The sequence below is a fragment of the Lysinibacillus capsici genome (genome assembly GCF_020217405.1).
GTDB classification, from domain to species: domain Bacteria; phylum Bacillota; class Bacilli; order Bacillales_A; family Planococcaceae; genus Lysinibacillus; species Lysinibacillus capsici.
The window spans coordinates 4,610,376-4,632,969 of sequence record NZ_CP084108.1; the positions used below are offsets into that span (position 1 = coordinate 4,610,376).

General features: G+C 37.5%; 23 protein-coding genes. 5 read left to right on the forward strand and 18 right to left on the reverse strand.

Translation table 11 applies throughout. The features are described from left to right. Positions 1 to 158 precede the first annotated feature (158 nt). Both LCP48_RS22895 and adh read right to left on the reverse strand, forming a co-directional pair. Positions 159 to 518: a DUF779 domain-containing protein gene (locus LCP48_RS22895; protein ID WP_009373972.1), complete on the reverse strand. Its 360-nt coding sequence runs from the start codon at positions 516 to 518 to the stop codon at positions 159 to 161. A gap of 21 nt (positions 519 to 539) precedes the next feature. Beyond that, the gene (gene adh / locus LCP48_RS22900; RefSeq protein ID WP_004233561.1) at positions 540 to 2,060 is read right to left on the reverse strand and encodes an aldehyde dehydrogenase; all 1,521 of its coding nucleotides are present in this window, start codon (positions 2,058 to 2,060) and stop codon (positions 540 to 542) included. A 241-nt stretch (positions 2,061 to 2,301) separates the two neighbouring features. Here adh and rluF point away from each other — a divergent pair, with 241 nt between their 5' ends. Together rluF and LCP48_RS22910 are read left to right on the forward strand one after the other, a co-directional pair. Next, the gene (rluF, locus tag LCP48_RS22905) at positions 2,302 to 3,003 is read left to right on the forward strand and encodes a 23S rRNA pseudouridine(2604) synthase RluF (RefSeq protein WP_004233560.1); all 702 of its coding nucleotides are present in this window, start codon (positions 2,302 to 2,304) and stop codon (positions 3,001 to 3,003) included. A 27-nt stretch (positions 3,004 to 3,030) separates the two neighbouring features. After that, the gene (locus LCP48_RS22910; protein ID WP_202342476.1) at positions 3,031 to 3,750 is read left to right on the forward strand and encodes a DUF6904 family protein; all 720 of its coding nucleotides are present in this window, start codon (positions 3,031 to 3,033) and stop codon (positions 3,748 to 3,750) included. 41 nt (positions 3,751 to 3,791) lie between these two features. Here the strand turns inward: LCP48_RS22910 and LCP48_RS22915 are convergent, their stop codons facing one another. From LCP48_RS22915 to LCP48_RS22970, 12 genes are all read right to left on the reverse strand, one after another. After that, complete coding sequence (locus LCP48_RS22915) at positions 3,792 to 4,289, reverse strand: cupin domain-containing protein (protein WP_202342475.1); 498 nt, start codon at positions 4,287 to 4,289, stop codon at positions 3,792 to 3,794. 115 nt (positions 4,290 to 4,404) lie between these two features. Next, positions 4,405 to 5,112, reverse strand: a complete 708-nt coding sequence (locus LCP48_RS22920; RefSeq protein ID WP_048395515.1) for an ABC transporter ATP-binding protein — start codon at positions 5,110 to 5,112, stop codon at positions 4,405 to 4,407. Continuing rightward, a complete protein-coding gene (locus tag LCP48_RS22925) occupies positions 5,112 to 5,891 on the reverse strand; it encodes an ABC transporter ATP-binding protein (protein WP_004233553.1) in 780 nt (259 codons plus the stop codon). Before LCP48_RS22925 ends, LCP48_RS22920 begins: the two co-directional genes overlap by 1 nt. Then, entirely contained in the window at positions 5,891 to 6,826 is a 936-nt protein-coding gene (locus tag LCP48_RS22930) for a branched-chain amino acid ABC transporter permease (protein WP_004233545.1), read from the reverse strand. Before LCP48_RS22930 ends, LCP48_RS22925 begins: the two co-directional genes overlap by 1 nt. 12 nt (positions 6,827 to 6,838) lie before the next feature. Next, entirely contained in the window at positions 6,839 to 7,714 is an 876-nt protein-coding gene (locus LCP48_RS22935; RefSeq protein ID WP_004233544.1) for a branched-chain amino acid ABC transporter permease, read from the reverse strand. 146 nt (positions 7,715 to 7,860) lie between these two features. Next, the gene (locus tag LCP48_RS22940; RefSeq protein WP_004233542.1) at positions 7,861 to 9,081 is read right to left on the reverse strand and encodes an ABC transporter substrate-binding protein; all 1,221 of its coding nucleotides are present in this window, start codon (positions 9,079 to 9,081) and stop codon (positions 7,861 to 7,863) included. Between the two features lie 402 nt (positions 9,082 to 9,483). Then, positions 9,484 to 10,086 (reverse strand): hypothetical protein, encoded by a 603-nt coding sequence (locus LCP48_RS22945; protein ID WP_004233541.1) that lies wholly within the window; start codon positions 10,084 to 10,086, stop codon positions 9,484 to 9,486. A gap of 87 nt (positions 10,087 to 10,173) precedes the next feature. Then, positions 10,174 to 11,952, reverse strand: a complete 1,779-nt coding sequence (locus tag LCP48_RS22950) for a CotH kinase family protein (protein WP_225340535.1) — start codon at positions 11,950 to 11,952, stop codon at positions 10,174 to 10,176. 42 nt (positions 11,953 to 11,994) lie between these two features. Beyond that, positions 11,995 to 12,678, reverse strand: coding sequence for a DUF4956 domain-containing protein (locus LCP48_RS22955; protein ID WP_216485454.1), 684 nt, complete (start codon positions 12,676 to 12,678; stop codon positions 11,995 to 11,997). Between the two features lie 19 nt (positions 12,679 to 12,697). Beyond that, on the reverse strand, positions 12,698 to 13,399 hold the full coding sequence (locus LCP48_RS22960; RefSeq protein WP_004233531.1) for a polyphosphate polymerase domain-containing protein: 702 nt from the start codon (positions 13,397 to 13,399) through the stop codon (positions 12,698 to 12,700). Positions 13,400 to 13,607: 208 nt separating this feature from the next. Continuing rightward, the gene (locus tag LCP48_RS22965; protein ID WP_004233530.1) at positions 13,608 to 15,011 is read right to left on the reverse strand and encodes a sensor histidine kinase; all 1,404 of its coding nucleotides are present in this window, start codon (positions 15,009 to 15,011) and stop codon (positions 13,608 to 13,610) included. Beyond that, on the reverse strand, positions 14,995 to 15,681 hold the full coding sequence (locus LCP48_RS22970) for a response regulator transcription factor (protein WP_004233529.1): 687 nt from the start codon (positions 15,679 to 15,681) through the stop codon (positions 14,995 to 14,997). The genes LCP48_RS22965 and LCP48_RS22970 overlap by 17 nt, the downstream gene beginning before the upstream one ends. A 219-nt stretch (positions 15,682 to 15,900) precedes the next feature. On the opposite strand from LCP48_RS22970, the gene LCP48_RS22975 reads away from it, so the two are divergent. Then, positions 15,901 to 16,233, forward strand: a complete 333-nt coding sequence (locus LCP48_RS22975) for a heme oxygenase (RefSeq protein ID WP_004233528.1) — start codon at positions 15,901 to 15,903, stop codon at positions 16,231 to 16,233. Between the two features lie 111 nt (positions 16,234 to 16,344). Here the strand turns inward: LCP48_RS22975 and LCP48_RS22980 are convergent, their stop codons facing one another. Then, complete coding sequence (locus LCP48_RS22980) at positions 16,345 to 17,364, reverse strand: YeiH family protein (protein ID WP_004233527.1); 1,020 nt, start codon at positions 17,362 to 17,364, stop codon at positions 16,345 to 16,347. A 113-nt stretch (positions 17,365 to 17,477) separates the two neighbouring features. Between LCP48_RS22980 and LCP48_RS22985 the strand changes: the two genes are divergently transcribed. Beyond that, positions 17,478 to 18,359, forward strand: coding sequence for a LysR family transcriptional regulator (locus LCP48_RS22985; RefSeq protein WP_225340536.1), 882 nt, complete (start codon positions 17,478 to 17,480; stop codon positions 18,357 to 18,359). A 16-nt stretch (positions 18,360 to 18,375) separates the two neighbouring features. Here LCP48_RS22985 and LCP48_RS22990 read toward each other — a convergent pair whose 3' ends face one another. Next, positions 18,376 to 19,293 carry a LysR family transcriptional regulator gene (locus LCP48_RS22990; RefSeq protein ID WP_004233525.1) on the reverse strand — a complete coding sequence of 306 codons (918 nt, stop codon included), beginning with the start codon at positions 19,291 to 19,293 and terminating at the stop codon, positions 18,376 to 18,378. A gap of 122 nt (positions 19,294 to 19,415) precedes the next feature. On the opposite strand from LCP48_RS22990, the gene LCP48_RS22995 reads away from it, so the two are divergent. Beyond that, positions 19,416 to 20,606, forward strand: a complete 1,191-nt coding sequence (locus LCP48_RS22995) for a coenzyme F420-0:L-glutamate ligase (RefSeq protein WP_004233524.1) — start codon at positions 19,416 to 19,418, stop codon at positions 20,604 to 20,606. A gap of 185 nt (positions 20,607 to 20,791) precedes the next feature. On the opposite strand, the gene LCP48_RS23000 is transcribed toward LCP48_RS22995, so the two are convergent. Continuing rightward, positions 20,792 to 21,430 carry an RNA ligase family protein gene (locus LCP48_RS23000; protein ID WP_004233523.1) on the reverse strand — a complete coding sequence of 213 codons (639 nt, stop codon included), beginning with the start codon at positions 21,428 to 21,430 and terminating at the stop codon, positions 20,792 to 20,794. A gap of 24 nt (positions 21,431 to 21,454) precedes the next feature. After that, entirely contained in the window at positions 21,455 to 22,411 is a 957-nt protein-coding gene (locus LCP48_RS23005) for an AAA family ATPase (RefSeq protein WP_009373960.1), read from the reverse strand. Positions 22,412 to 22,594 lie beyond the last annotated feature (183 nt).

A 22,594-nucleotide genomic window follows, 5' to 3' on the forward strand; every position in this document is an offset into this window, starting at 1 on the left:
CCATAAAAATTAATATCGAAACACTGAACGCCCAAAATCAATACTCAATATAAGAAAAGAGTCATGTGTCCTAAAGCCTCCCTTTCCATACAATAACTTTTCTACGTCCAGATAAAAAAACAGCGGCAGAAAAACTTTGCCGCTGTACAGATAACTTGTTAAATTAACCCTAGCTCTTGCAGTTCTTCAGATGTGAAGGCTCTCGACCTTGTTAGGAAACGTTTTCCTTCTACGCCCTCGAGTGAAAACATGCCGCCTCTACCATCCACCACATCCAATATGATTTGTGTATGCTTCCAGTAATCATATTGATTTTTATGCATATAGAAAGGAGCACCACTCACTTCACCAAGACACACATCCTGATCTCCTATTAGCAAATCCCCTTCTGGATAACACATTGGTGAGGAGCCATCACAGCATCCACCTGATTGATGAAACATAACGGGCCCATGTTTCTCTTTTAATAGATCGATTAGTGCTAGCGCTTCTTCCGTAGCTAATACACGTTCAACCACGCTCATGCACCTCCCTACGAATTAGAAGAAACCAAGTTTGTTTTCGCTATAGCTAACTAATAAGTTTTTCGTTTGTTGGTAATGCGCTAACATCATTTTATGATTTTCACGACCAACACCAGACATTTTGTAGCCACCGAATGCAGCATGTGCAGGATATGCATGGTAACAGTTTGTCCAAACACGACCAGCTTGAATTTCACGACCGAAGCGATATGCCGTATTAATATCTCTCGTCCAAACACCTGATCCTAAACCGTATAATGTATCATTAGCAATTTCCAATGCTTCCTCTTTGGTTTTAAATGTCGTGACAGCAACTACTGGTCCAAAAATTTCTTCTTGGAATATACGCATTTTATTATGCCCTTTGAAAACAGTCGGTTTAATGTAGTAGCCATTTTCAAAGCCTTCACCTACATTATTTTTGTCTCCTCCAATTAGACATTCCGCACCTTCTTGCTTACCAATATCTAAATAAGAAAGAATTTTTTCCATTTGCTCACTAGATGCCTGTGCACCCATCATTGTGTTTGGATCAAGTGGGTTGCCAACTTTAATGGCTTCTACTCGCTGTAATACGCGCTCCATAAATTTGTCGTAAATAGATTCTTGAATCAGTGCACGGGAAGGACAAGTACATACTTCCCCTTGATTTAGAGCGAATAGCACAAAGCCCTCAACAGCTTTATCTAAAAAGGCATCATCTTTATCCATAATATCTTCAAAGAAAATGTTTGGCGACTTACCACCCAGTTCTAATGTTACTGGAATAAGGTTTTGAGAAGCATATTGCATAATTAAACGCCCTGTTGTAGTCTCACCTGTAAAGGCAATCTTACCAATGCGTGGATTTGATGCAAGCGGTTTCCCTGCTTCTAAGCCAAATCCATTCACAACATTAATGACACCTGGTGGTAGTAAATCTTCTATTAATTCTAAAAGCACCATAATCGATGCTGGTGTTTGTTCTGCAGGTTTTAATACGACACAGTTTCCAGCTGCAAGTGCTGGAGCAAGCTTCCATACAGCCATTAATAACGGGAAGTTCCAAGGTATGATTTGGCCGACTACGCCAATTGGCTCGTGGAAATGATAAGCAACTGTATCGTTATCAATTTGGCTTACTGAGCCCTCTTGAGCACGTAATACCCCAGCAAAATAACGAAAATGATCAATTGCAAGAGGGATGTCTGCATTTAATGTTTCGCGTACCGCTTTACCGTTATCCCATGTTTCAGCAACGGCTAGCTTTTCTAAATTTTGCTCGATACGGTCCGCAATTTTAAGTAAAATGTTTGCGCGTTCGGTTGGTGATGTTTTGCCCCATGCATCCTTAGCAGCATGTGCCGCATCTAATGCATGTTCAATATCCTCAGCTGTGGAACGTGCTATTTGTGTAAAAACTTGTCCAGTAACAGGAGTAACGTTATCAAAGTACTGACCCTTCACTGGGGGTGTCCATTCGCCACCGATATAATTATCATATTTCTCTTTGAATTGAACTACCGATCCTTCAGTGTTTGGAAATGCATAAACCATTTTACTTCTCCCCTTTACACAATTTAATGAGAACTATCTACAAAAAACGTTATTTTATATCGGAATAACAATATTTTCATAGAAACCCTCTCACCTAATATATTGTCAGAAACATAAAATAATTTCAACTTTTTCAAAAACTTTTCCAACTAATTTATTTTTGCTAGAAAAGCTTCTAGCATTCACTGTATGTGAGCCGTTAAGGTATACTTAAAAATAATATAAAATATAGGAGAACAATATGCGTATTAATAAATATTTAAGTGAAACAGGCATCATATCTCGTCGTGGCGCTGATAAATGGATAGCAGAAGGAAAGGTAACGATTAACGGGGAAGTGGCAACAGTTGGTAGTCAAGTTGAAGCAGGAGACATTGTTTGCGTGGATGGTAAAGAGGTAAAGAAAGAACAACAGCTTGTTTACATTGCTCTGAATAAACCTGTCGGGATTACAAGTACAACAGAGCGTCATATAAAAGGCAATGTTGTTGATTTTGTCAATCATCCTCTACGTATTTTTCATATTGGGCGTCTTGATAAGGAGTCAGAGGGCCTATTGTTGTTAACGAATGATGGCGATATTGTCAATAAAATTCTACGTGCTGAAAATCATCATGAAAAAGAATATATTGTTCAAGTTGATAAGCCTATAACTGCGCAATTTATCCAAAAAATGGGTGCAGGTGTCGATATTTTAGATACAACAACCTTACCATGTCATGTGGAAAAAATTTCAGAGAAAGTCTTTAAAATCATTTTAGAGCAAGGCTTAAACCGCCAAATTCGTCGAATGTGCTCAGCTCTAGGGTATTCCGTTAAGCGTCTCCAGCGCATTCGTATTATGAATATTAAGCTTGGTAATTTAAAGGTAGGGCAATGGCGTGATTTAACGGAGAAGGAACGAACAGAGCTATTCAAACTACTCAATTACACACCAAAATAGACACATCCAAAGGGAGGGGCGAGGACTATGATATCCATTCAAAGCACAGAACAACTAACAGGGGTACGAATTAGCGCGGATTATTGGGATTTAGATGAACTAATTAATGCTATTTATAAAGTAACTGGTGATGAAAATAAATATTATGATTATCAGGGTCCTCGACTACGTATTTTAAGCGTTTGCTATAAACTAAGACATGCTATGCTTGGTGAGCATCACCTAGAGTTTGTTAGTAATGGACTTAATAAGAGTGTTCTAACACAACATGAAGTCATCTTTCCAAATAAGAATGTCTATTTTTCAACAGAGATTCTTTGGCCAGAAATTATCTTTAGTGCAATCGCATTAAATGATTTTATTGACCTACACCAAAAATTAAACAATGCTTCTATATGGAATCATGAGATAGCTATTATACGCAAATTTCAAGCGGCTATTGCTGAATGTTTAGAACAGGAGGTAAGTGATGAAGATTATGTTGTGTTTTTAAGAATGTTACATGCTAAAAATCCCTTAACTTTCCGTTTTGCAACACAGTACGTGGATGTTCTAAATCTAGAATATATTGATTTAAGTAAAGAGGAACGTCATGCACATTTAGCTGCATTTGCTGTGCGATTAATGGTAGAGGACCATGAATATGTTGCATTAAAATCCCACCTGATGGAAGCAGCTATTGCAACGAAACAAGCATTACATGATATTCAAATTCAACTTAATTATCCTGAAGAAATACTGTGGTGAACGAATCATGCCGTCTCAAAATAATTGAGACGGCTGTTTTTCTATTCAATTGTTTTGTAGGCCATTTTATGAATAACTTCCTTGTGCTGAGGATAATCTGCTAAAAGCTCTTCCTGTGTGAACAATTCAAAATCCTCAAAGTCAAAGCCTGGCGCCACCATACATCCGACTAAACTAAACGTATCCGATTCCTCCACCGACGAGCCAAAAATTGTATGCTTTGGTACTGCAAGTTGAGGGACTTCCCCAGCTTCTATATTCAATCCAAGCTTCTTCGCTTCATATGTCCCATCTGGGAAAATCATATGAACTGTTAGTGGGCTTCCTGCGTGATAATACCATAGCTCGTCCGATTGTAGACGATGTAAATGAGAAATATCCTGTGAGCGCAGGAGGAAATATATACTAGTATAAATCGGTCTCTGTACATCTCTCACTGCTATATCGTCCGATGCACGAAACGATGAAATGTAATAGCCCCCTTCAGGATGTTCGGCTAACTTTAAATGTTCAATAAAATATTGTGCTGAATACTTCAAAAAGCATCACTCCTTTTTTCAACCTTACCAAAAAGTAAAGTGGAAATGCTACCTTTGATTTCCCTTCATCATGCAAGCCGAAAAGGACATCTCAAAATGAGATGTCCTACCATTTTTATAATCCGCCTAAATAAGCTGCCTTTACTTGCTCGCTCTCTTGTAGCTCCTTTGCTGAACCAGATAAAACAATACGCCCTGTTTCAAGTACATATGCACGGTTAGCGACAGATAATGCCATATTAGCATTTTGCTCTACAAGTAATACGGTTGTTCCTTCTTTATTAACCTGCTCAATAATATTGAATATATTTTTCACCATCAACGGGGCAAGACCCATCGAAGGCTCATCCATTAATAACAGTTTTGGTTTTGCCATTAAGGCACGCCCCATCGCCAGCATCTGCTGTTCCCCACCAGACAATGTACCTGACTGCTGTTTTCGGCGCTCTAATAATCGTGGAAATAACTCGAAAACATGATCCATATCTTTCTTAATACCTGCTTTATCATTACGCAGATACGCACCAAGCTCTAAGTTTTCCTCAACTGACATATTAGCAAAAACACGGCGTCCTTCTGGAACGTGAGAAATCCCTGATTTAACAATAGTTTGTGCCGCTTTCCCAGCTATCGAAAAGCCTTCGTATTCAATAATGCCACCTTTTGGCTTTAATAAACCTGACAATGTCTTTAAGAGCGTACTTTTTCCAGCACCATTTGCACCGATTAATGTTACAATTTCACCCTCGTTTACTTCTAAAGAGAGGCCCTTTAATGCTTGGATGTTGCCATAAAAAACATCGATATTTTGTACTTTTAGCATTAGCCGATAACCTCCTCACCAAGGTACGCTTCTATTACCTTTGGATTGTTGCGAATTTCTTCTGGTGTCCCGTCAGCGATTAATTGTCCGTGATCAAGTACGTAAATACGCTCACAAATACCCATAACTAAGCTCATATCATGCTCAATCAGTAATATTGTTAAGCCGAACTCTTTACGAATAAATGCAATTAACTCCATTAAATCATGAGTTTCTTGTGGGTTCATCCCTGCTGCTGGTTCATCCAATAAGAGTAGTTTGGGATTTGCCGCTAACGCACGAGCAATCTCTAAACGACGTTGCATCCCGTATGGTAAATTCTTAGCTAGCTCATCTTTATAAACATCTAAGCCAAAGATTTTTAAGAACTCGATTGACTGTTGCTCCATTTCGGCTTCACCTTTGAAATGTGTAGGTAAACGAAATATAGAAGCCCACATAGAATGCTTTGCAAGTGAATGATTGGCTACCTTTACATTGTCAAGAACAGATAGTTCTTTAAATAATCGAATATTTTGGAACGTACGGCTGATCCCTTTCTGTGTAACCTGATAGGGTGCAAGTCCATTCAATTTCATACCATTAAAAGTAATTGTACCTTCCGTAGGTGTATATACCCCTGTTAACATATTAAAGCTAGTTGTTTTCCCAGCTCCGTTTGGCCCAATAAGTCCTACCAACTCGCCTTGGTTAAGGTACATATTAACGCCCTGTACTGCCTTTAAACCACCGAATTGAATACCCATATTTTCAACATTGATAAGAAGGTTTCCAGTCATTATTTCGTACCTCCCTTTTTACCAAACTTAAATAATTGTGTTATCTCTTTCGTTCCCATTAAGCCTGTTGGACGATAAAGCATCACGATAATTAATACTAGACTGTAAATAATCATACGCGTTTCTGGGAAGTTTGCTAGATAAGTAGACACGACTGTTAGGAAAATCGCAGCAATCACTGAACCAGAAAGACTTCCTAAACCACCAAGTACAACGTAAATTAAAATATCAAATGATTTTAAGAAACCGAATGTTGTCGGTTGGATAATGTAAAAGTTATGTGCAAAAATGGCCCCTGCTAGACCTGCGAAGAAAGAACCAATAGCGAATGCAACAACTTTATAGTAAGTTGTGTTAATACCCATCGCGTCTGCTGCTATTTCATCTTCTCGAATGGAAATACACGCACGCCCATGACGAGAATTTGTAAAGTTTGAGATAACTAGAATCGTTAACACTACGCCAAAGAATGCGTATGTCCAGTTCGATAAATATTTAACCTGCATCCCTGCTGCGCCACCAACATAATCCGTATTTAAAAAGATAATACGAATAATCTCTGCAAATCCTAGTGTAGCAATCGCTAAGTAATCCCCTTTTAAACGAAGCGTTGGAATCCCTACGATTAAACCAGCAACTGCTGCTGCTGTAGCCCCTAATAGGATGGCCAATGGGAATGGTAACATTAACTTTGTTGTAATAATAGCTGATACATATGCTCCCACTGCGAGGAATCCAGCATGCCCAATTGAAAACTGTCCAGTAACACCAATAACAATATGCAAGCTGACAGCCAACATGATGTTAATACACATTGTAATCAACATATTTTTATAGTACAAATCAATTACTTCTGTTGTAATCAACAATTGTACCACTGCATAGATGACTAGCGCTATTACGGCATAGCCCCAGAAAACTTTAGACTTTTTCATAAAACCGCTCACCTACACTTTCTCACGGGCGTTTTTACCAAAGATACCCGATGGTCTGAAGATTAAGATTAAAATTAAAATAACGAATGCCGCTGCATCACGCCATAACGAGAAGCCAAGTGCACTTACTAAGGACTCTACAACACCTAGTAACATACCACCAACCATAGCGCCAGGGATGATACCAATACCACCAAGAACAGCTGCGATAAATGCTTTAACCCCAGGAATAACACCCATTAACGGGTCAATTTTTGTATAATAAACCCCGAAGATAACACCTGCAGCACCAGCTAAAGCTGAACCAATCGCAAACGTTGCAGAGATTGTATTGTCAACGTTAATACCCATTAAGCGAGCTGCATCTGCATCGTGGGAAACGGCACGCATCGCTTTACCGATTTTTGTTTTATGTACGATGAATTGTAAAAGAATCATCAGTACAACTGCGACTGATAAAATTAAGATGGAAGTACTGCTGATTTGAACGCCAAAAACATCTAGTGATTTATTTTTGAAAACTTCAGGATATGCTGCTGGTTGAGCACCTCTGAAAAAAATCGTTGTATATTCAATTAATAGCGATACACCAATCGCTGTAATTAAAGCTGCGATACGTGTCGCATTTCGTAAACGTTTATAGGCGATACGTTCAATTAATACACCAAAAATCGCACAAACTAACATCGCCAATAATAATGCTGGGAAGAAACCAAGCTCCCATTTAGCAATAGCGTAAAAGCCAATAAATGACCCAATCATGAAGACATCACCATGAGCAAAGTTAATCAGCTTGATAATACCGTATACCATCGTATACCCTAACGCTATTAACGCGTAGATACTTCCAAGTGAAATACCGTTCACAAGTTGCTGTATCCATTCCATGCGCATTCACTCCTTTAAATTTTCTGAAAATTGAAAAATAAGTACATAGATCGATACTAAAAGTTATGTTTTGCTCTACGATTCTAGTTATCTAACACACAAAAAGGGAAGGCGTGTTTACCCGCCTCCCCCTTGCTTACAAAACATTAAGGATTAACTTTAGAGTTGAACACTTGTTTACCGTCTTTAAATTCAAGAACTGTTGCTGTTTTAATTGGGTTATGGTTTTCGTCAACTGAGAAAGTACCTGTTACTAAAGAAAGATCTTTTGTTGCAGCTAATTCATTTTTAATTGCTTCCCCATCTGTAGAGCCTGCACGTTTAATTGCATCAGCAATGTAGTAAATTGTGTCATAACCAAGTGCGTTGAATGCGTCTGGTGCTTTATCACCATTAGCCGCTTTAAAGGCCTTTACGAAATCTTGAATTTTTTGATCTGGGTCTTCAGCAGAGTAGTGGTTTGTGATGTATGTGTTATTCAATGCATCTGCGCCAGCTAATTCGATTAAAGTTGGAGAATCCCAACCATCAGCACCCATCAGAGGTACATCAATGCCCATTTCACGTGCTTGTTTAACAATCAAACCTACTTCTTCATAATATCCAGGGATAAAGATAAAGTCTGGATTTGCTGCTTTAATATTTGTTAATTGTGTACGGAAGTCTGTATCCTTCGCTACATAAGCTTCTTCTTTTACAACTTTTCCGCCACTCTTCGTAATCGTTTCTTTAAAGGATTTTGCTAAACCTTTTGCATAATCTGATGCATTATCTGCAAAAATAGCTACATTTTTCGCATCTAGCTCACCTGAAGCAAAATTAGCTGCTACAATCCCTTGGAATGGGTCAATAAAGCATGTACGGAAAGCATATTCATTAACACTGCCATCCTCATTTACTGTGATATTTGGTGCTGTACCAGAACCCGTAACAATCGGAATTTTATTATCATTTGCAATTTGAACAGTTGCTACTGTATTACCTGAAGTCGCAGGTGCTAGCATTGCTACTACTTTATCCTGCGTTGCTAGTTTAATAGCAGCTGAAGTTGCTTCAGAGTTCTCTGATTTATTATCTACTTTAATCAGTTCAATTTTCTTACCATCAATACCGCCAGCATCATTAATTTCTTTTACAGCCAGTTCTGCACCTAGCCCAATAGAGGAACCATAAGATGCTACATTCCCTGAAAGCTCTAAGTTGGCACCAATTTTAATTGTATCGCCATCAGATGAGCCTCCGCCTGATGATGAGCCTCCGCCAGAACTTGAATCGTCTCCGTTACCGCAACCAGCAAGAACACCAGCAAGTAATGAAGATGCTACTAAAAGTGAACCGAACTTCTTAAGCTTTTTGCTCTCTCTCATAATTAAATTCCCCCTGAAAATTTCTCAAATATTAGATATTTCTGATAATTATAAACAATTAAATTCATTTACTCAATAGCCAAAATAATTATTTATAACTATCTAAAAACAAAAGAAAATATTATTCATATAAGCCTTTTTCATTGTAAGACATTCTTTATATTTAGTCTAGAGTGATTTTTCAGTATAATTAGTTATTTGTGAATTATCTTTTAATTCAAACTATAGACTAGTACAAAACTATCAGATGAAATTATTTTTTCAAAATAAATTCTAGTTGATTGAAAGAACCCCTTCATCTATTACAATTATTTCCCTGAAAATAATCATAGGACTACGAGTAACTAATTGCTGATACCTGTACTGCAAATGGGAAAAGCTTAGAGTGGGCTTCCCCATACTCTAAGCTTTTTTTAGTTCAAACACACAAAGGCGCTCATTAATATTTGTTTCATTTTCTAAATGCACTTCATGAAGCAACTCAAATGGTGTTCCATGATGTAAAAATTGTAAATAATCGTAAGGCGGATAATATAAAATTATATGAATATCTCGCATGCGTTGCTCATAGGATTTCCAAATATTATGAATGACTGTGCGAAAAATATGGATGGAAAAGGGATTAAAAAAGAAAAACACATTATCACGTGACTTTATTTCATATGATTCGGCTATTGTATGAATAAACTTAATAGGGGCATGTGCTCTCACTTTTTGAAGATAACTACGTTTATTTTCTTCAGCCTCGGTATAAAAACCCGCATCCATTTCTATCCCAATGGTTGGTATATGAAACTTATGGTGCACAAAAATAGGAACTCTTCCTTTCCCGCACCCCATATCAATAAATACTGGATTGTCAGGCATCTGATACGTAGCGAATAATTGCTCCAATCCACTGTAGGGTGTTGGCTCATAACGATGATAGTGTGCAAGCTTAGGAAAGCCATATTGCTCTCCCACCGTGTTTATATGCAAATGTTTATCAAATTGCTGTTCATTCATATGAAAGGACTCCTCAGAAAAGAATGCTTTATTTTAACACGATAAAAAGCAAAAACCATACCCAAAGATATCGGATATGGTTATTTTCTAACGACCTCTACGTTTAAATTTAACAACAAAGAGAAGTGCGAGAAGGAGTAGCACTAGACATGTAATGGCTGTAAACACTGTATTTTTATCAATAACAGGCCCGTGATTTGCAGCTTCACTATTCGCACCAGGCATTCCCATTGGGACTCCATTTCCATCAGGAGGTTGCATTTGTTCTCCATTTTGTCCATCTCTCGGACCACCGCCCCCTCTATTAAAAGGTGGACTCTTTGATGGGTCAAAGTCCTCTGGTAGCTGACTTGGATCAAATTCATCTGGCATCGAATTCATTTCACCATTTTCACTTGGCATGGGCATACCCATATTGTCCTGAGAAGACGTAGATGCTTCCACTACAAGCTCCCCAGACAGTTGCTTTAATATAGATTCTGAGCGCCGTTTGGAAAATTCAGGCAAGCTATTTTCACCTTCAACTGCTTCTAAAAATTGCTCCGTAGTAGAGAACTTGGTTGGATCTGCCTCCACATAAGTAGTTAATAGTACAGCTAACTTTTTAGTAATAGTTTGCACATAATCTTCTGTTAAATAAGTTGTCGCTAGCTCTTCTAGATACTCTTCATATTTGGCACGGTATTCTTCATTAGCAAGCAATGCATTTAGGAGTGGCCGCTCCTCTAATGTTGTGCCAGAAACAGGGGTTGTTACACTAAAATTAATAGCACTATCATTTAATAAATTGCCTGACATGCCTATTCCCATGTCAAAGCCGCCACCTCGTTGTTGCTTATCCCCATCAACCGTTTGATCGGGTTGTCCATTGTTTTGTACCACTGGTTTTTCCGTAGTAGTAGCGTCAGCTTGATTTTCACCGTTTCCTCCTGCTATTCTACCGCCTCCAGCCCCAAAGCCACCAAAGGACATGTTGTAATCCCAAGGAATAATAGAAAATACACCGTTCTGTTCATATAAATAATAGTTATGTTTCATATTCCCTTGATAACTATCTAAATTCACAAGTGCTGTGTTGACAGCAAAATAACGTAACATTTCATCGACATCGATATACTTTTCTATGTTTCCGCCATTATTAATAGCATCTAGCATTTCAACAAGCTTTGATTGTTCAATATTACCTTCGTTAGTTTTTAATCCAATGCCTGTATAGTCTTCGATATCGTCGCTAATATATTTTAAATCGCTGCCTGTCCCATCTGGCTTATATAAAAAGCCATCATTAGAGCCGTAATTATTAGCCAGGAATGTCTCATCCACAGCTTCTACCCCTAAAAACAAACCCCGCTCCTCACCATTCACTGTGACATACATATAGGAGTGTGCTGGTGTTGGTAAACCCATTTGCTCCATCAGTTCATAGGAGATATACTCTCTCATTAATGTAGAGTCACTATAATTATTGTTTAAATTTAATTTTTTTAAGCCATACAAGCTTTGTGTATCATCATAATAATCAAAATCGATTTTTAAGCTATAGCGATCTGAGTCACTATTGACAACCGATCGTAATGATAGATTGCCCTTTGTCCGAATAGCAACATTCTCAACTTTCTTGCCGTTTACTGTAATATCTGCTTGTTTTAATTCTTCTGCAGAAGCATTTTCGAGCATGTCAGCCCAATCTTCCTCAGCAATTTCAATATCAACTGTTGTTACTTTATTTTTATTAAATACTATATTCTCATAGGAGAACTCAGAATTTTTCGTTTCAATGCCTACATTCGGAAGTACAGCATATATCACGACAAAGAGCAGGAGTAAAATCACCATGCATAGATAGACAATTCGTGTTTTAATCATAGCCGTCACCTCTCATCGTAGTTCTATTTGTTAATGAGGTCATTACGCTGTGAAATTCCCATCATAGCTCAGCATAATGGCTGATTTTACACCAGCTACCTTTGTTAGTTCATCCATCAATTTTGCATCATTTTGTTTTACACGAATTTCATAAGTTGTTTCGATTTCATTCTGTTGCATAATGGATTTTGATTTGAGAGCGAATTTTTTGGTTTGCGCAGCAATAATTCGCTCAATTTCAGCATTAACCAACTCTTCTTCAAACTTTACAATCAGTAAATACGGATTTTCTACCGTTATTTTATTAACGAATATGAGCAATACAAGTCCTATTAAAACAGCACCAATAATCACTAATGGAATAAAGCCAGCACCACATAAAATACCTGAAACAATTGCCCAGAAAATATAGACTAAATCCATTGGATCCTTAATAGGTGTTCGGAAACGTACAATAGATAAAGCACCAACCATACCAAGTGACAGCAAAACATTTGAACTGATTCCCATAATCACTAGTGCTGTTGCCATTGTCATTATAAGTAGTGAGATATTGAATGAATGGGAATAAATGACTCCATTAAAGGTCTTCTTATAAACAGCATAAATGAAAAGCCCAATAAAAAACGCGACTACTAAACCAATAATTGAATCGATTAATGAAAATGAGGTTGTTTTTTCTAAAAAGTTGGATTTAAAAATATCACTAAATTTAATTGTATCCATTGTACATGCTCCTTTATTATTAGCCGTACATACGACTAAGTTGATATTTTGAATAGGCCTCAGCACGAGTATCTACTGACTGTAGTAAATACTTGATGATGTCTGGTAGATACTCATCGTACTTTACCTCTAAAATTACAAGATTCGGCTCCAGCACATCGACCATCGGCAAGTTTTGATTAAACATATCAGTGTTGCGTAGACTCGATTGCACCTTACTATCAAATGTCACACGCACATTGCCAAACGGATAGATATAGGCTTCTCGCTCGTAATCCACTACCGTAGTAGGTCGCAACTGGCTGTAATTCATCTCATGATATAAATCTCGAATTAGCGCTCGATCATCATTCTCCATCCAGGCTATCTCGCCAATACGTAGGTTTTCATACTCAGCTTGAGATATTGAACATTTTGTTTTAAAGGTTACATTGTTACGCTTACTCTTCCGCTCAAGATTAATAACATCACTAGATTTGCCATATATGCGTACTCGATATTTATCTCGATTAATAAAGCCTTCCTTTTTCTCATTTAACACTTTATTGGCAAAATTATCGAAGTACGTACTACGAATCAAATATTTACCGTCTAAGCCAGCATGTTGATCTCGCTGCATAACGTGCTGAAGCTTGGTTTTTAATAATGCATAATCTGGATAGGAGATCGCTTGTTTTATTTCTTGGCGACCATTTGGATTAAATGAAGTAATTATTGGCATCTCATCACTCTCCCTACTTGTATTAGTGTCAGACTGACAAACCTTCAATGATGCTCGTCCCTTTGTTCATTTCCCGTCTACAACGTTTACTATAAAGGGCTTTTGTGTCAGGCAGATGTCAGCTTTACAAATTCTTCAACTCTCTTTTACAATACAAAGCTGATTTCTGGGAGACGGATTAAATCAACATAAAAAGGCTACTACACTCTTATAGCGCAGTAGCCTTTTGCAATACTAATTCAAAATGTGTTCCAGAGGGATTGCTTTCGATTAATCGCAAATCGCCCCCTACAGATTGGGCCATCATTTTACTAAGTGGTAATCCTAAACCCAAGCCGCGAACAGTATATTTTTTATTTTCTCCTCTATAAAAGCGCTCAAAAATAAATGCCTGATCCTCTAAAGGGATTCCTTGTCCTGTGTCCTTCACTAACACTGACAGAGTCTCCTCTTGATCTATCACCGTCAAGGTTATTGTTCCTTTGTCCATCGCCTGTTTAGCATTGGTTAATAGGTTTGTAATGATTTGTTGGATACGAACAATATCTACCTGTACCAACGCAGGGTGTTCCAGTAAATGTAAATGAACTTTTACATGTTCATCTTCCTGTATTACTTCCCACTGTGCCACCGCCTCTCGTAGTAGCTGATTAACCTCAACTGACTCTATCTGCACAGGGATAGCATCGACAGCAAAATGGTTAAAGGCAAGTAAGTCACCAACCATTGTTTTCATTTTTGTCGTTTCGACCATAGCCATTTCAATGAATTCCATAGCATCCTGTCCCGTTACAACACCATCTCTTACAGCCTGTAATAAACCACTTATAGAGGTGACAGGTGTTTTCAATTCATGGGTGACACCTGCTAGTAATTCCGTTCGAGTTTTCTCCAGCTGTTCTAATTTATTTGCCATATTTTTAAAGGAGGAAACAAGCTCATAGACCTCCTCTTCCTTACTATCTTGAGGCAAATCAATTGCATAATTGCCTTCTTGTACATGCTTGGCAGCCTCTGCTACTTGTTTAATGGGATGGGCCAAGCGCTTTGACAGAAAGTAAATAGCGATCCAGCCTAATAATGCTAATGCTCCAATTAATATGGCAAGCTGTCCATATGCTTGGTTAACTCTTGTTAAATTCTCCTTCTTCTCCATCACCAGGGCCCAGCCCAATAACTCATGATTATTTTCTATCTTTCTTTTCACTACATATTCAGGTTCAAGTCCATCCTTTATTTCCTTAGTACCTTCTTTTCCATCCAACAAGCCAGCTACATTTTTGGCACTATCAGGTGGTACTGGACGGTTGCTTGTCAGTATATTTCCCTCTGTATCTACAACATACAAAATCGGATCGATCTCTTTCATATTAAAACGCTGACGATCCCCTATGAAACCTGGAATACCATTTATAGGTCCATTTGTATCCGTTAAACGATAGACTGTCTCGTCTGCTAAAAACTCCATTAATTCTAATCGGTTTTCAAATGTTGTATGACGAATCCACGCTGCTGAGATCAAAGATATAATAGCTAAGCCTATAAAGAGTGTCAGTAAATATCGGCTCGTCCAATATTGAAGTAAGGATATTCGCTTATTTTTTTTGAACACTTAGCTGATACCCCAATCCACGTAGTGTCTTTATTTCTCCTTCCGCCTCATCCCATTCTTTTAAAGCCTTCCTAAGCCTCTTTATAGCTAAATCTACAGCACGATCACTACCCTCATACTCCCATCCCCAAACTTGATCTATAAGCTGATCACGGGTAAATGTTTGATTAGGGTGGTCAGCTAAAAACATGAGCACTGATAAATCTCTTGGCGTTAATACAATCTCTTCTCCATGCAAAAGCACTTTATGCGCTTTACAATCAATCACTAGAGATCCATACTGCTTACTAGTAGCTGAATCAGGACTACCTACAGCCCGTCTTAAAACAGCCCTCACTCTTGCAACAACTTCATCTGCGATAAAAGGCTTGCCAATATAATCATCTGCCCCATGATCAAACCCCTCTAGACGGTAATTAACCTCACCTAATGCTGTTAACATGATAACTGGGCAAGTACTTCGTTCTCTTATTTCTTTTAAAATGGTCCAACCATTTTTTTCTGGCAACATAATATCTAGCAACACTAGATCTGGCTGTGTTTCACGAAACATGACCAAGGCTTGACCACCATTGAAACATTGTGTCACACTATAACCCACTTTTTGTAAATACACCTTTAAAACCTGGCTTATTGGATATTCATCCTCTATTACTAGAATGTTTGCCAAAGTCAATCACCTCGCTACTCGTTCACTCTTATGTTCATTATAGCACTGGATTATGTCAGTTAAATGTCAGCCTATCCATTACCCATTAACTACTAGCACAGATAATATAGAGGACATCTATTGACAATGTCTTCCTCAGCCACTTATCATTGAGTGCGAATGATAATCAATGATAATTCATTCAAAAACCTAGTAAATGAAATTAAGGGGGGTAAAAGCATGATTATTGTAACTAATCGTATTCAAGTAAAACCCGGTTTTGCTGCGAGAATGGCACCAAATTTTACAAAGCCAGGTCCTCTGCAACAGTTTGAAGGCTTTCATAAAGTAGAGGTATTAATTTCAACTGATGATCCTACTTATGATGAAATGAGTGTTAATATGTATTGGGAATCTAAGGAGCATTTCCAAGCATGGCGTAATAGCGATGCATTTGCTGCAGCCCATCAACGCCCAGATTCGGGTTCTGAGGGAGAAAAGGCTGACAGTCCAATTATCGGCAGCAAAATAGTGGTGGCGGAATTAGCTTCTTCTATTGAAGCGTTAAATTAGTAAACGACGATTAAATTACTTATACATTATCTTCTGATTCTATCTAAAAAGCCCTGCATGTTGAACGATCATGCAGGGTCTTTTTTCTTGGTATAACAAACACTGATTAAATCAATATAAAAGAATGACTAGTATATAGCCCAGCACGGATAGACAGACTGAGCCAATTAAACCTGCAATAAATGCCTTTACACCTAGCTCCTTAAACGTTTTCATCTCAACATTTAGTCCTAGACCAGCCATTGCCATCGCAATTAAGATATAAGCAGTATCTACTAATACTTGCGATACATTCGCTGGTATAATCCCTAAGGAGTTGATAGCACTCATCGCTAAAAATCCTAAAATAAACCACGGTATGATGGATAAAGAAAACGCTTTTTTCTCTTCACGTTTGTCCATTCTTCGATAGAAAATACCAATAACAATCGCTACAGGTACGAGCAGGGCCACACGTGTTAATTTTACAATGACAGCTATATCAATTGCTTCATTTCCACCAGCAGATGCAGCTGCAATTACATGAGCAATTTCATGTAATGTCCCCCCTGCGAAAATACCATACGCAGTAGGTGTTAAATCGATGATGGAATAGAGTACCGTATAAATAAGTGTAAATATAGTCCCCAATAACGCAACAATCGCTGCCCCTACCGCCGTTTCCTTTTCATTTGCTTTAATTTGAGGTGCAATTGCCACTACTGCAGCAGCTCCGCAAATGGCAGTCCCGCAAGCTGTTAATATCCCTAGCTTTTGATCGACTTTAAATATTTTTGTTAGGCCGTACACAACAATTAATGCAAATAGCAAATTAATAACTGCAATAAAAAAAACGTTAGCTCCCGCATGATAAATATCTGCCAAATTTAAGCGCATACCCAATAAAATAATACCAAAGCGTAATAGCTTCTTGCTGGAAAATGAAATACCTACTTGCCAAGAATCTTGTACTTTAAATGCTGCTCGCCAGGTCATCCCTAATATAATGGCAATAACCAACTGTCCCAATATTGAAAGGAAAGGAAATGTGGCAATATATTTCGCTACTAAAGCAATAAGAAGCGTTAATAATATTCCCTTCAAGAAATTTGGACTAAGGGTGGATTTTAATTTATGTTGTCTATTAACCATGATGTTCACTTCTTTCTCCCTTGTTGATTATTACTTTAATAAAGAGTGCACTATTAGTAAAATACATATATATAATTATTATTATTAATATTTCTAATAATAGAGGTGAAGATATGCAATTGGATACTTTAAAAACATTTGTCACACTGGTTGAGGTCAATAATTTTACAAAGACCTCTGAAATACTTCATATTTCACAACCAAGTGTTAGCTTACACATTAAGAATCTAGAGCAAGAATTACAAACAACCTTATTTATTCGCTCCCCAAAATCGGTGCAAATTACAGCAACTGGTGAAATTCTTTATAAACGAGCAAAGCAAATCATGGCGATAGCTGAAGCTGCAAAAGAAGATATCGCTGCCTATCATCAAGAGGTACTGGGTACTCTAGTCATTGGGGCAAGCTTTACAATTGGCGAATATATATTACCTCCAATCATTGCAAGCTTACAGCAACAATTCCCACAACTTGAACTTCAAATTATTATTGGCAATACAAAAGAAATCATTCAATATACAAAATTACTGCAAGTCGATATTGGTCTAATTGAAGGACAGGCTCATGATAATGAACTAGTCATTAAGCCATTTATGCAAGATGAGTTATTTATTGTTAGTGACAGTAATCATCCTCTTACAAAGCAACAATCTCTGACTGCTGATAAACTCCAGCAACAAAGCTGGGTTGCGCGTGAAGAAGGCTCTGGAACACGTTATTATCTGGATCATTTATTCAGAGCAAATGGTTTACAGATTCAATCGCTTTTGACTATTAGCAGTAATCAGGGCGTGAAGGAGAGCGTTATGCAGGGACTTGGTCTTTCCTTATTGTCTGCCTGTGTGATAGAACGTGAATTAAAAAATGGAGATATGACTATTCTGCGCCTTGAAGGACAGCACTTTATGCGAACATTTTCTTATCTTTGCTCACCTACCATGAAAAATAAGCGCAATGTCGACATACTGATTAATATCTTATTAAAAAAAACTTAGCGGCCTTATCTCGTCGCTAAGCTCTTTTTATGGTTCTTCTCGTATTAAAATGTTTACTTTCAATAATTTCAACAAATTTCATGGCTGCTCTAGAAAGGGGTACTGACTTCAAATAACACATACCAATGCTTCTCGTAGGAATACTTTCCATTAAAGTTAATTCATAAAGAAGACCTCGTTGAAGATAGTCCTTTGAAAATTCCTTTGTTACACATGCAATGCCAAGGTTACTACGCGCAAACTCGAGTACCAAATCATGTGAGCCTAGCTCAAACTCTGGCTCTATGTGAACGCCTCTTGTAAAAAGATAATCTTCCACATACTTCCTTGAATTCGATTTTTTCTCTAGAAAGATAAGTGGAAATTTTAAAAGATCCTCATAGCTTAAACTTTTAGATGAAAGTGTTTTATATTTTTCCCCACAGACAAAAATATCCTGAATATCTGTACATACCGTTAACTGTAATGTTGAATCTTCTATTGGAAAATTACAAAATCCTATATCTACTTCACCTGATTTAATAAAATTACAAATTTCAGAGGTTGTTCCATTTAGCATTTGCAATTTAATATTCGGATACATTGTATGGAATGCTTCTAAATAAGGCATTAAAAAGAAACGTGAGATCGTATCTCCTACCCCTATTTTTAATTGCCCTGTTGTTAAATTTTTGAATTCAAGTAACTTTTCTTCACCAGCATCTAAAAGCCCTAAGGCAGAATTAGTATATTCAAAAAGCAGGCTACCTTCTGTTGTTAATGTCACACCTTTAGGGGTTCGATTAAAAAGACGTGTGCCAAGCTCATTTTCTAATTGCATCATTGCCTGACTAACAGCTGGCTGTGTCATATATAAATCTTTTGCTGCACTAGAAAAGCTATTATTTTTTGCTACAACACTAAAAACACGATATAAATCTAATTTCCCTATCACATAAGCACCTCTTATAGCTATTATACGAACTATTAATTTTACTTATATCATTAACGAGCCTTATAGTAAAATCATATGGATTTTATATCACTTTATGCTAGATAGAATGAGGAGAGATTAAATTGGAACGTGTAATCGGTACAGTTGTAAGAGGTCTTCGTGGTCCTATTATTAATGAAGGCGATAATATTGAACAAATTGTTGTAGATACAGTGTTAAATGCGGCACATATTGAAGGATATGCAATCGAGGATCGTGATATTGTGACAGTAACTGAATCTGTCGTGGCACGTGCACAAGGAAACTATGCTACGATTGATGATATTGCCATAGATGTAGCGGCTAAGTTTGGTGATGATACGGTAGGGGTTATTTTCCCCATCTTAAGTCGTAACCGCTTCGCCAATTGTTTAAGAGGCATCGCTAAAGGTGTAAAAAAGGTAGTATTAATGCTAAGCTACCCATCTGATGAAGTGGGTAATCACCTTGTAGATATTGATGAGCTCGATGTAAAAGGTATTAACCCATGGACGGATACACTCAATGAGGTTGAATTCCGCGAGCATTTTGGCTATAAAAAACACACATTTACTGGTGTAGATTATATTGAATACTATAAAGAGTTAATTGAAGCAGAAGGGGCTACGTGTGAGGTCATCTTCTCAAATAATCCAAAAACAATTTTAAATTACACAAAGAGTATCTTAACGTGTGATATTCATTCACGCTTCCGCACAAAACGTATTCTAACAGCGAACGGTGCTGAAAAGGTTTACAGCCTTGATAATATTTTAGCTGAATCAATTAATGGCTCTGGTTTCAATGCTGAGTATGGTCTACTTGGCTCGAACAAAGCAACAGAGGATAGTGTTAAATTATTCCCACATACTTGCCAACCAATTGTTGATGGAATCCAAGCAAAAATTAAAGAAGCTACAGGAAAAACAGTAGAAGTTATGATTTATGGTGACGGCGCATTCAAAGATCCTGTGGGTAAAATTTGGGAGCTTGCAGATCCTGTTGTATCCCCTGCATTTACCGCTGGATTACATGGAACACCGAACGAGGTTAAATTGAAATATTTAGCGGACAATGATTTTGCAGACCTTCGAGGTGAAGAACTAAAGGCTGCTATTTCTGAATACATTCAAAATAAAGATGAAGATTTAACAGGTCAAATGGCTGCACAAGGAACAACGCCTCGTCGATTAACAGACCTTATCGGTTCCTTATCTGACCTTACATCTGGTTCGGGTGACAAAGGAACACCAATGATTTACATTCAAGGCTACTTCGATAATTACACTAAATAAACAAACAAAAATGAACTCTCGTCCTCTTGAAGAGAGTTCATTTTTTTATGGCGAGGATAACAGGAATCGAACCCGTAGTCCCATTGGAAAGGGATATGCACTCCATGCACCTACCTCGTAATAGATGATTGTTGAATGCTTGCTATAGTATTACATTGTGCTCAGTCCCTTCTCTTCTTAATTGGTTAGGATTTTAATTTATTTGGAATAATTTCTTCTCGTAGCCAATGCTCACTTGTTTGAACATGTTGCGGTCTCACAAATTTCCCTAAATTATAGCGGAAATCTTCGTAATGGAATGGGCTAGTATTTCTAATGACATACCCCTCTTGTTCCCCTTCAAAGAATGATTTTCCAGTGAATGTACGTTTTATCTGTTCTTCGTCAAAAATTCCTCGGTATAGAACAGGCACTGTTTCTATACCTAACTCTGCTGCAAAGGCAACGGTTTCATCCCAGCTCAAACAAATATTTTCTGCATTCCAAATGCTAAACAAGTAGAAATAGCTTGTTAATCCTTGGTAATAAATAGAATGCTTGGCATAAACATTTTCACCACATAAGCGCCAGTCCTTTGGAATCCGATACGCAAAATTCGCGTGAAATGTTTTTACCCAATGTCTTGTAGGATGGTTGGCTGAATGAATACTTCTAGCATGCAGATAGTCTCTGTAAAGTGTTGTCCCTTCTCCATCTAACTTTTCAGTGACAACAACCTCTTTTCCAATAAAATGATTCACATTTCTAGCAACTTTATCATCATCGGTGTAGCCTCTGCTCCACGGTAAATGAAAACTTCTTGGGTATTTCATGAATTTCGTCATATTTTCACCTCCCTTTCCTAATGTCTATTTGGCAAATTGATCTGCCTCACGGAAAAAATAAAGCCTTGTTAATAAATCACCGTCTAATAAATGATAAATTTGGCTTCCCCCTCTATCTCCCGCATACTGGATTAACATATGATATTGCACTAAATGAACAACCTTTAATACAAGTTCCTTTTCAAAGCCCAACTCTAACAGAAAATGGCAAACCAGTTGAGCAGATACATTTTCATGTCCAAAATAACCATAACGCTGTTGCAAAGGTTTATATTTTTTACAAAATGGTTTACCGACATCATGAAACAATGCAGCTATTTGTAGAGCTAGTTTATCGCTCTCTAAGTAGTACTCATTGATATACGCGTACACAAAATACGTATGCTGACATAGCAAAAATTGATGGAATGGATTTTCTTGATCGAATTGATAAATTTCTTTGAAAAGTGGGACTGCTTGAAGTGTTTGAAAAAGCTCTTCATAGGTGGGGTGGCCTTGTATGAGTGAAATAAACTGTTGTCGAGAAAGATCATAGGGACTTGATTCATGAATAATATGCAATTCATTAAACCCTTCTCCTAGTGTTGGGAATTCTAAATGCTTTCTCATTTTTTCCATCACGATTAATGGTACATGCCTTTTCCTTTGCTGGTTTCTGGCTACACAGATTGAATAAGGTGTATCAAAGTAATAACATACCTTTTGCACTGTACTTGGTATTTTACGAAGTGCAAACATCCTGCGCTCTCGTTCAATATTGGTAGCATCCACAATGACAGAAAACCCTTTTGTCACTAAATCATTAAGACGTTCATATAACGTACGAAAGACTATACGTGATTTTTGCTTCGTTGAATCTCCAAATAACTCCTGACGTATAGCGTCGCTTGATAGGACAATTGCATTTTCATTTTTAGCTAACTGTTTCACAAATGTACTTTTTCCACTACCCGGCAACCCCACTGTAAAGATTACCTTCATTCTTTTCACCTCCCTTCAAGTTTCTATATCGTATGGCATGCCACATTCTTTAGTGTCTCGATAGCATTTCATCCACTTATTTTTAATAACAATTTATGATAATCAGTCATAATATGAAGCAATATTACATATAAAAAAGACGGCTCCACCTTTTTGTAGAGCAGTCTCTGTATATCAATATCT

Coding starts and splice junctions, on each gene's coding strand:
- adh (WP_004233561.1), bottom strand. CDS start 2,060: ATGGTTTATGCATTTCCAAACACTGAAGGATCGGTAGTTCAATTCAAA.
- rluF (WP_004233560.1), top strand. CDS start 2,302: ATGCGTATTAATAAATATTTAAGTGAAACAGGCATCATATCTCGTCGT.
- LCP48_RS22910 (WP_202342476.1), top strand. CDS start 3,031: ATGATATCCATTCAAAGCACAGAACAACTAACAGGGGTACGAATTAGC.
- LCP48_RS22920 (WP_048395515.1), bottom strand. CDS start 5,112: ATGCTAAAAGTACAAAATATCGATGTTTTTTATGGCAACATCCAAGCA.
- LCP48_RS22925 (WP_004233553.1), bottom strand. CDS start 5,891: ATGACTGGAAACCTTCTTATCAATGTTGAAAATATGGGTATTCAATTC.
- LCP48_RS22930 (WP_004233545.1), bottom strand. CDS start 6,826: ATGAAAAAGTCTAAAGTTTTCTGGGGCTATGCCGTAATAGCGCTAGTC.
- LCP48_RS22935 (WP_004233544.1), bottom strand. CDS start 7,714: ATGGAATGGATACAGCAACTTGTGAACGGTATTTCACTTGGAAGTATC.
- LCP48_RS22940 (WP_004233542.1), bottom strand. CDS start 9,081: ATGAGAGAGAGCAAAAAGCTTAAGAAGTTCGGTTCACTTTTAGTAGCA.
- LCP48_RS22945 (WP_004233541.1), bottom strand. CDS start 10,086: ATGAATGAACAGCAATTTGATAAACATTTGCATATAAACACGGTGGGA.
- LCP48_RS22950 (WP_225340535.1), bottom strand. CDS start 11,952: ATGATTAAAACACGAATTGTCTATCTATGCATGGTGATTTTACTCCTG.
- LCP48_RS22955 (WP_216485454.1), bottom strand. CDS start 12,678: ATGGATACAATTAAATTTAGTGATATTTTTAAATCCAACTTTTTAGAA.
- LCP48_RS22960 (WP_004233531.1), bottom strand. CDS start 13,399: ATGCCAATAATTACTTCATTTAATCCAAATGGTCGCCAAGAAATAAAA.
- LCP48_RS22975 (WP_004233528.1), top strand. CDS start 15,901: ATGATTATTGTAACTAATCGTATTCAAGTAAAACCCGGTTTTGCTGCG.
- LCP48_RS22980 (WP_004233527.1), bottom strand. CDS start 17,364: ATGGTTAATAGACAACATAAATTAAAATCCACCCTTAGTCCAAATTTC.
- LCP48_RS22985 (WP_225340536.1), top strand. CDS start 17,478: ATGCAATTGGATACTTTAAAAACATTTGTCACACTGGTTGAGGTCAAT.
- LCP48_RS23000 (WP_004233523.1), bottom strand. CDS start 21,430: ATGACGAAATTCATGAAATACCCAAGAAGTTTTCATTTACCGTGGAGC.
- LCP48_RS23005 (WP_009373960.1), bottom strand. CDS start 22,411: ATGAAGGTAATCTTTACAGTGGGGTTGCCGGGTAGTGGAAAAAGTACA.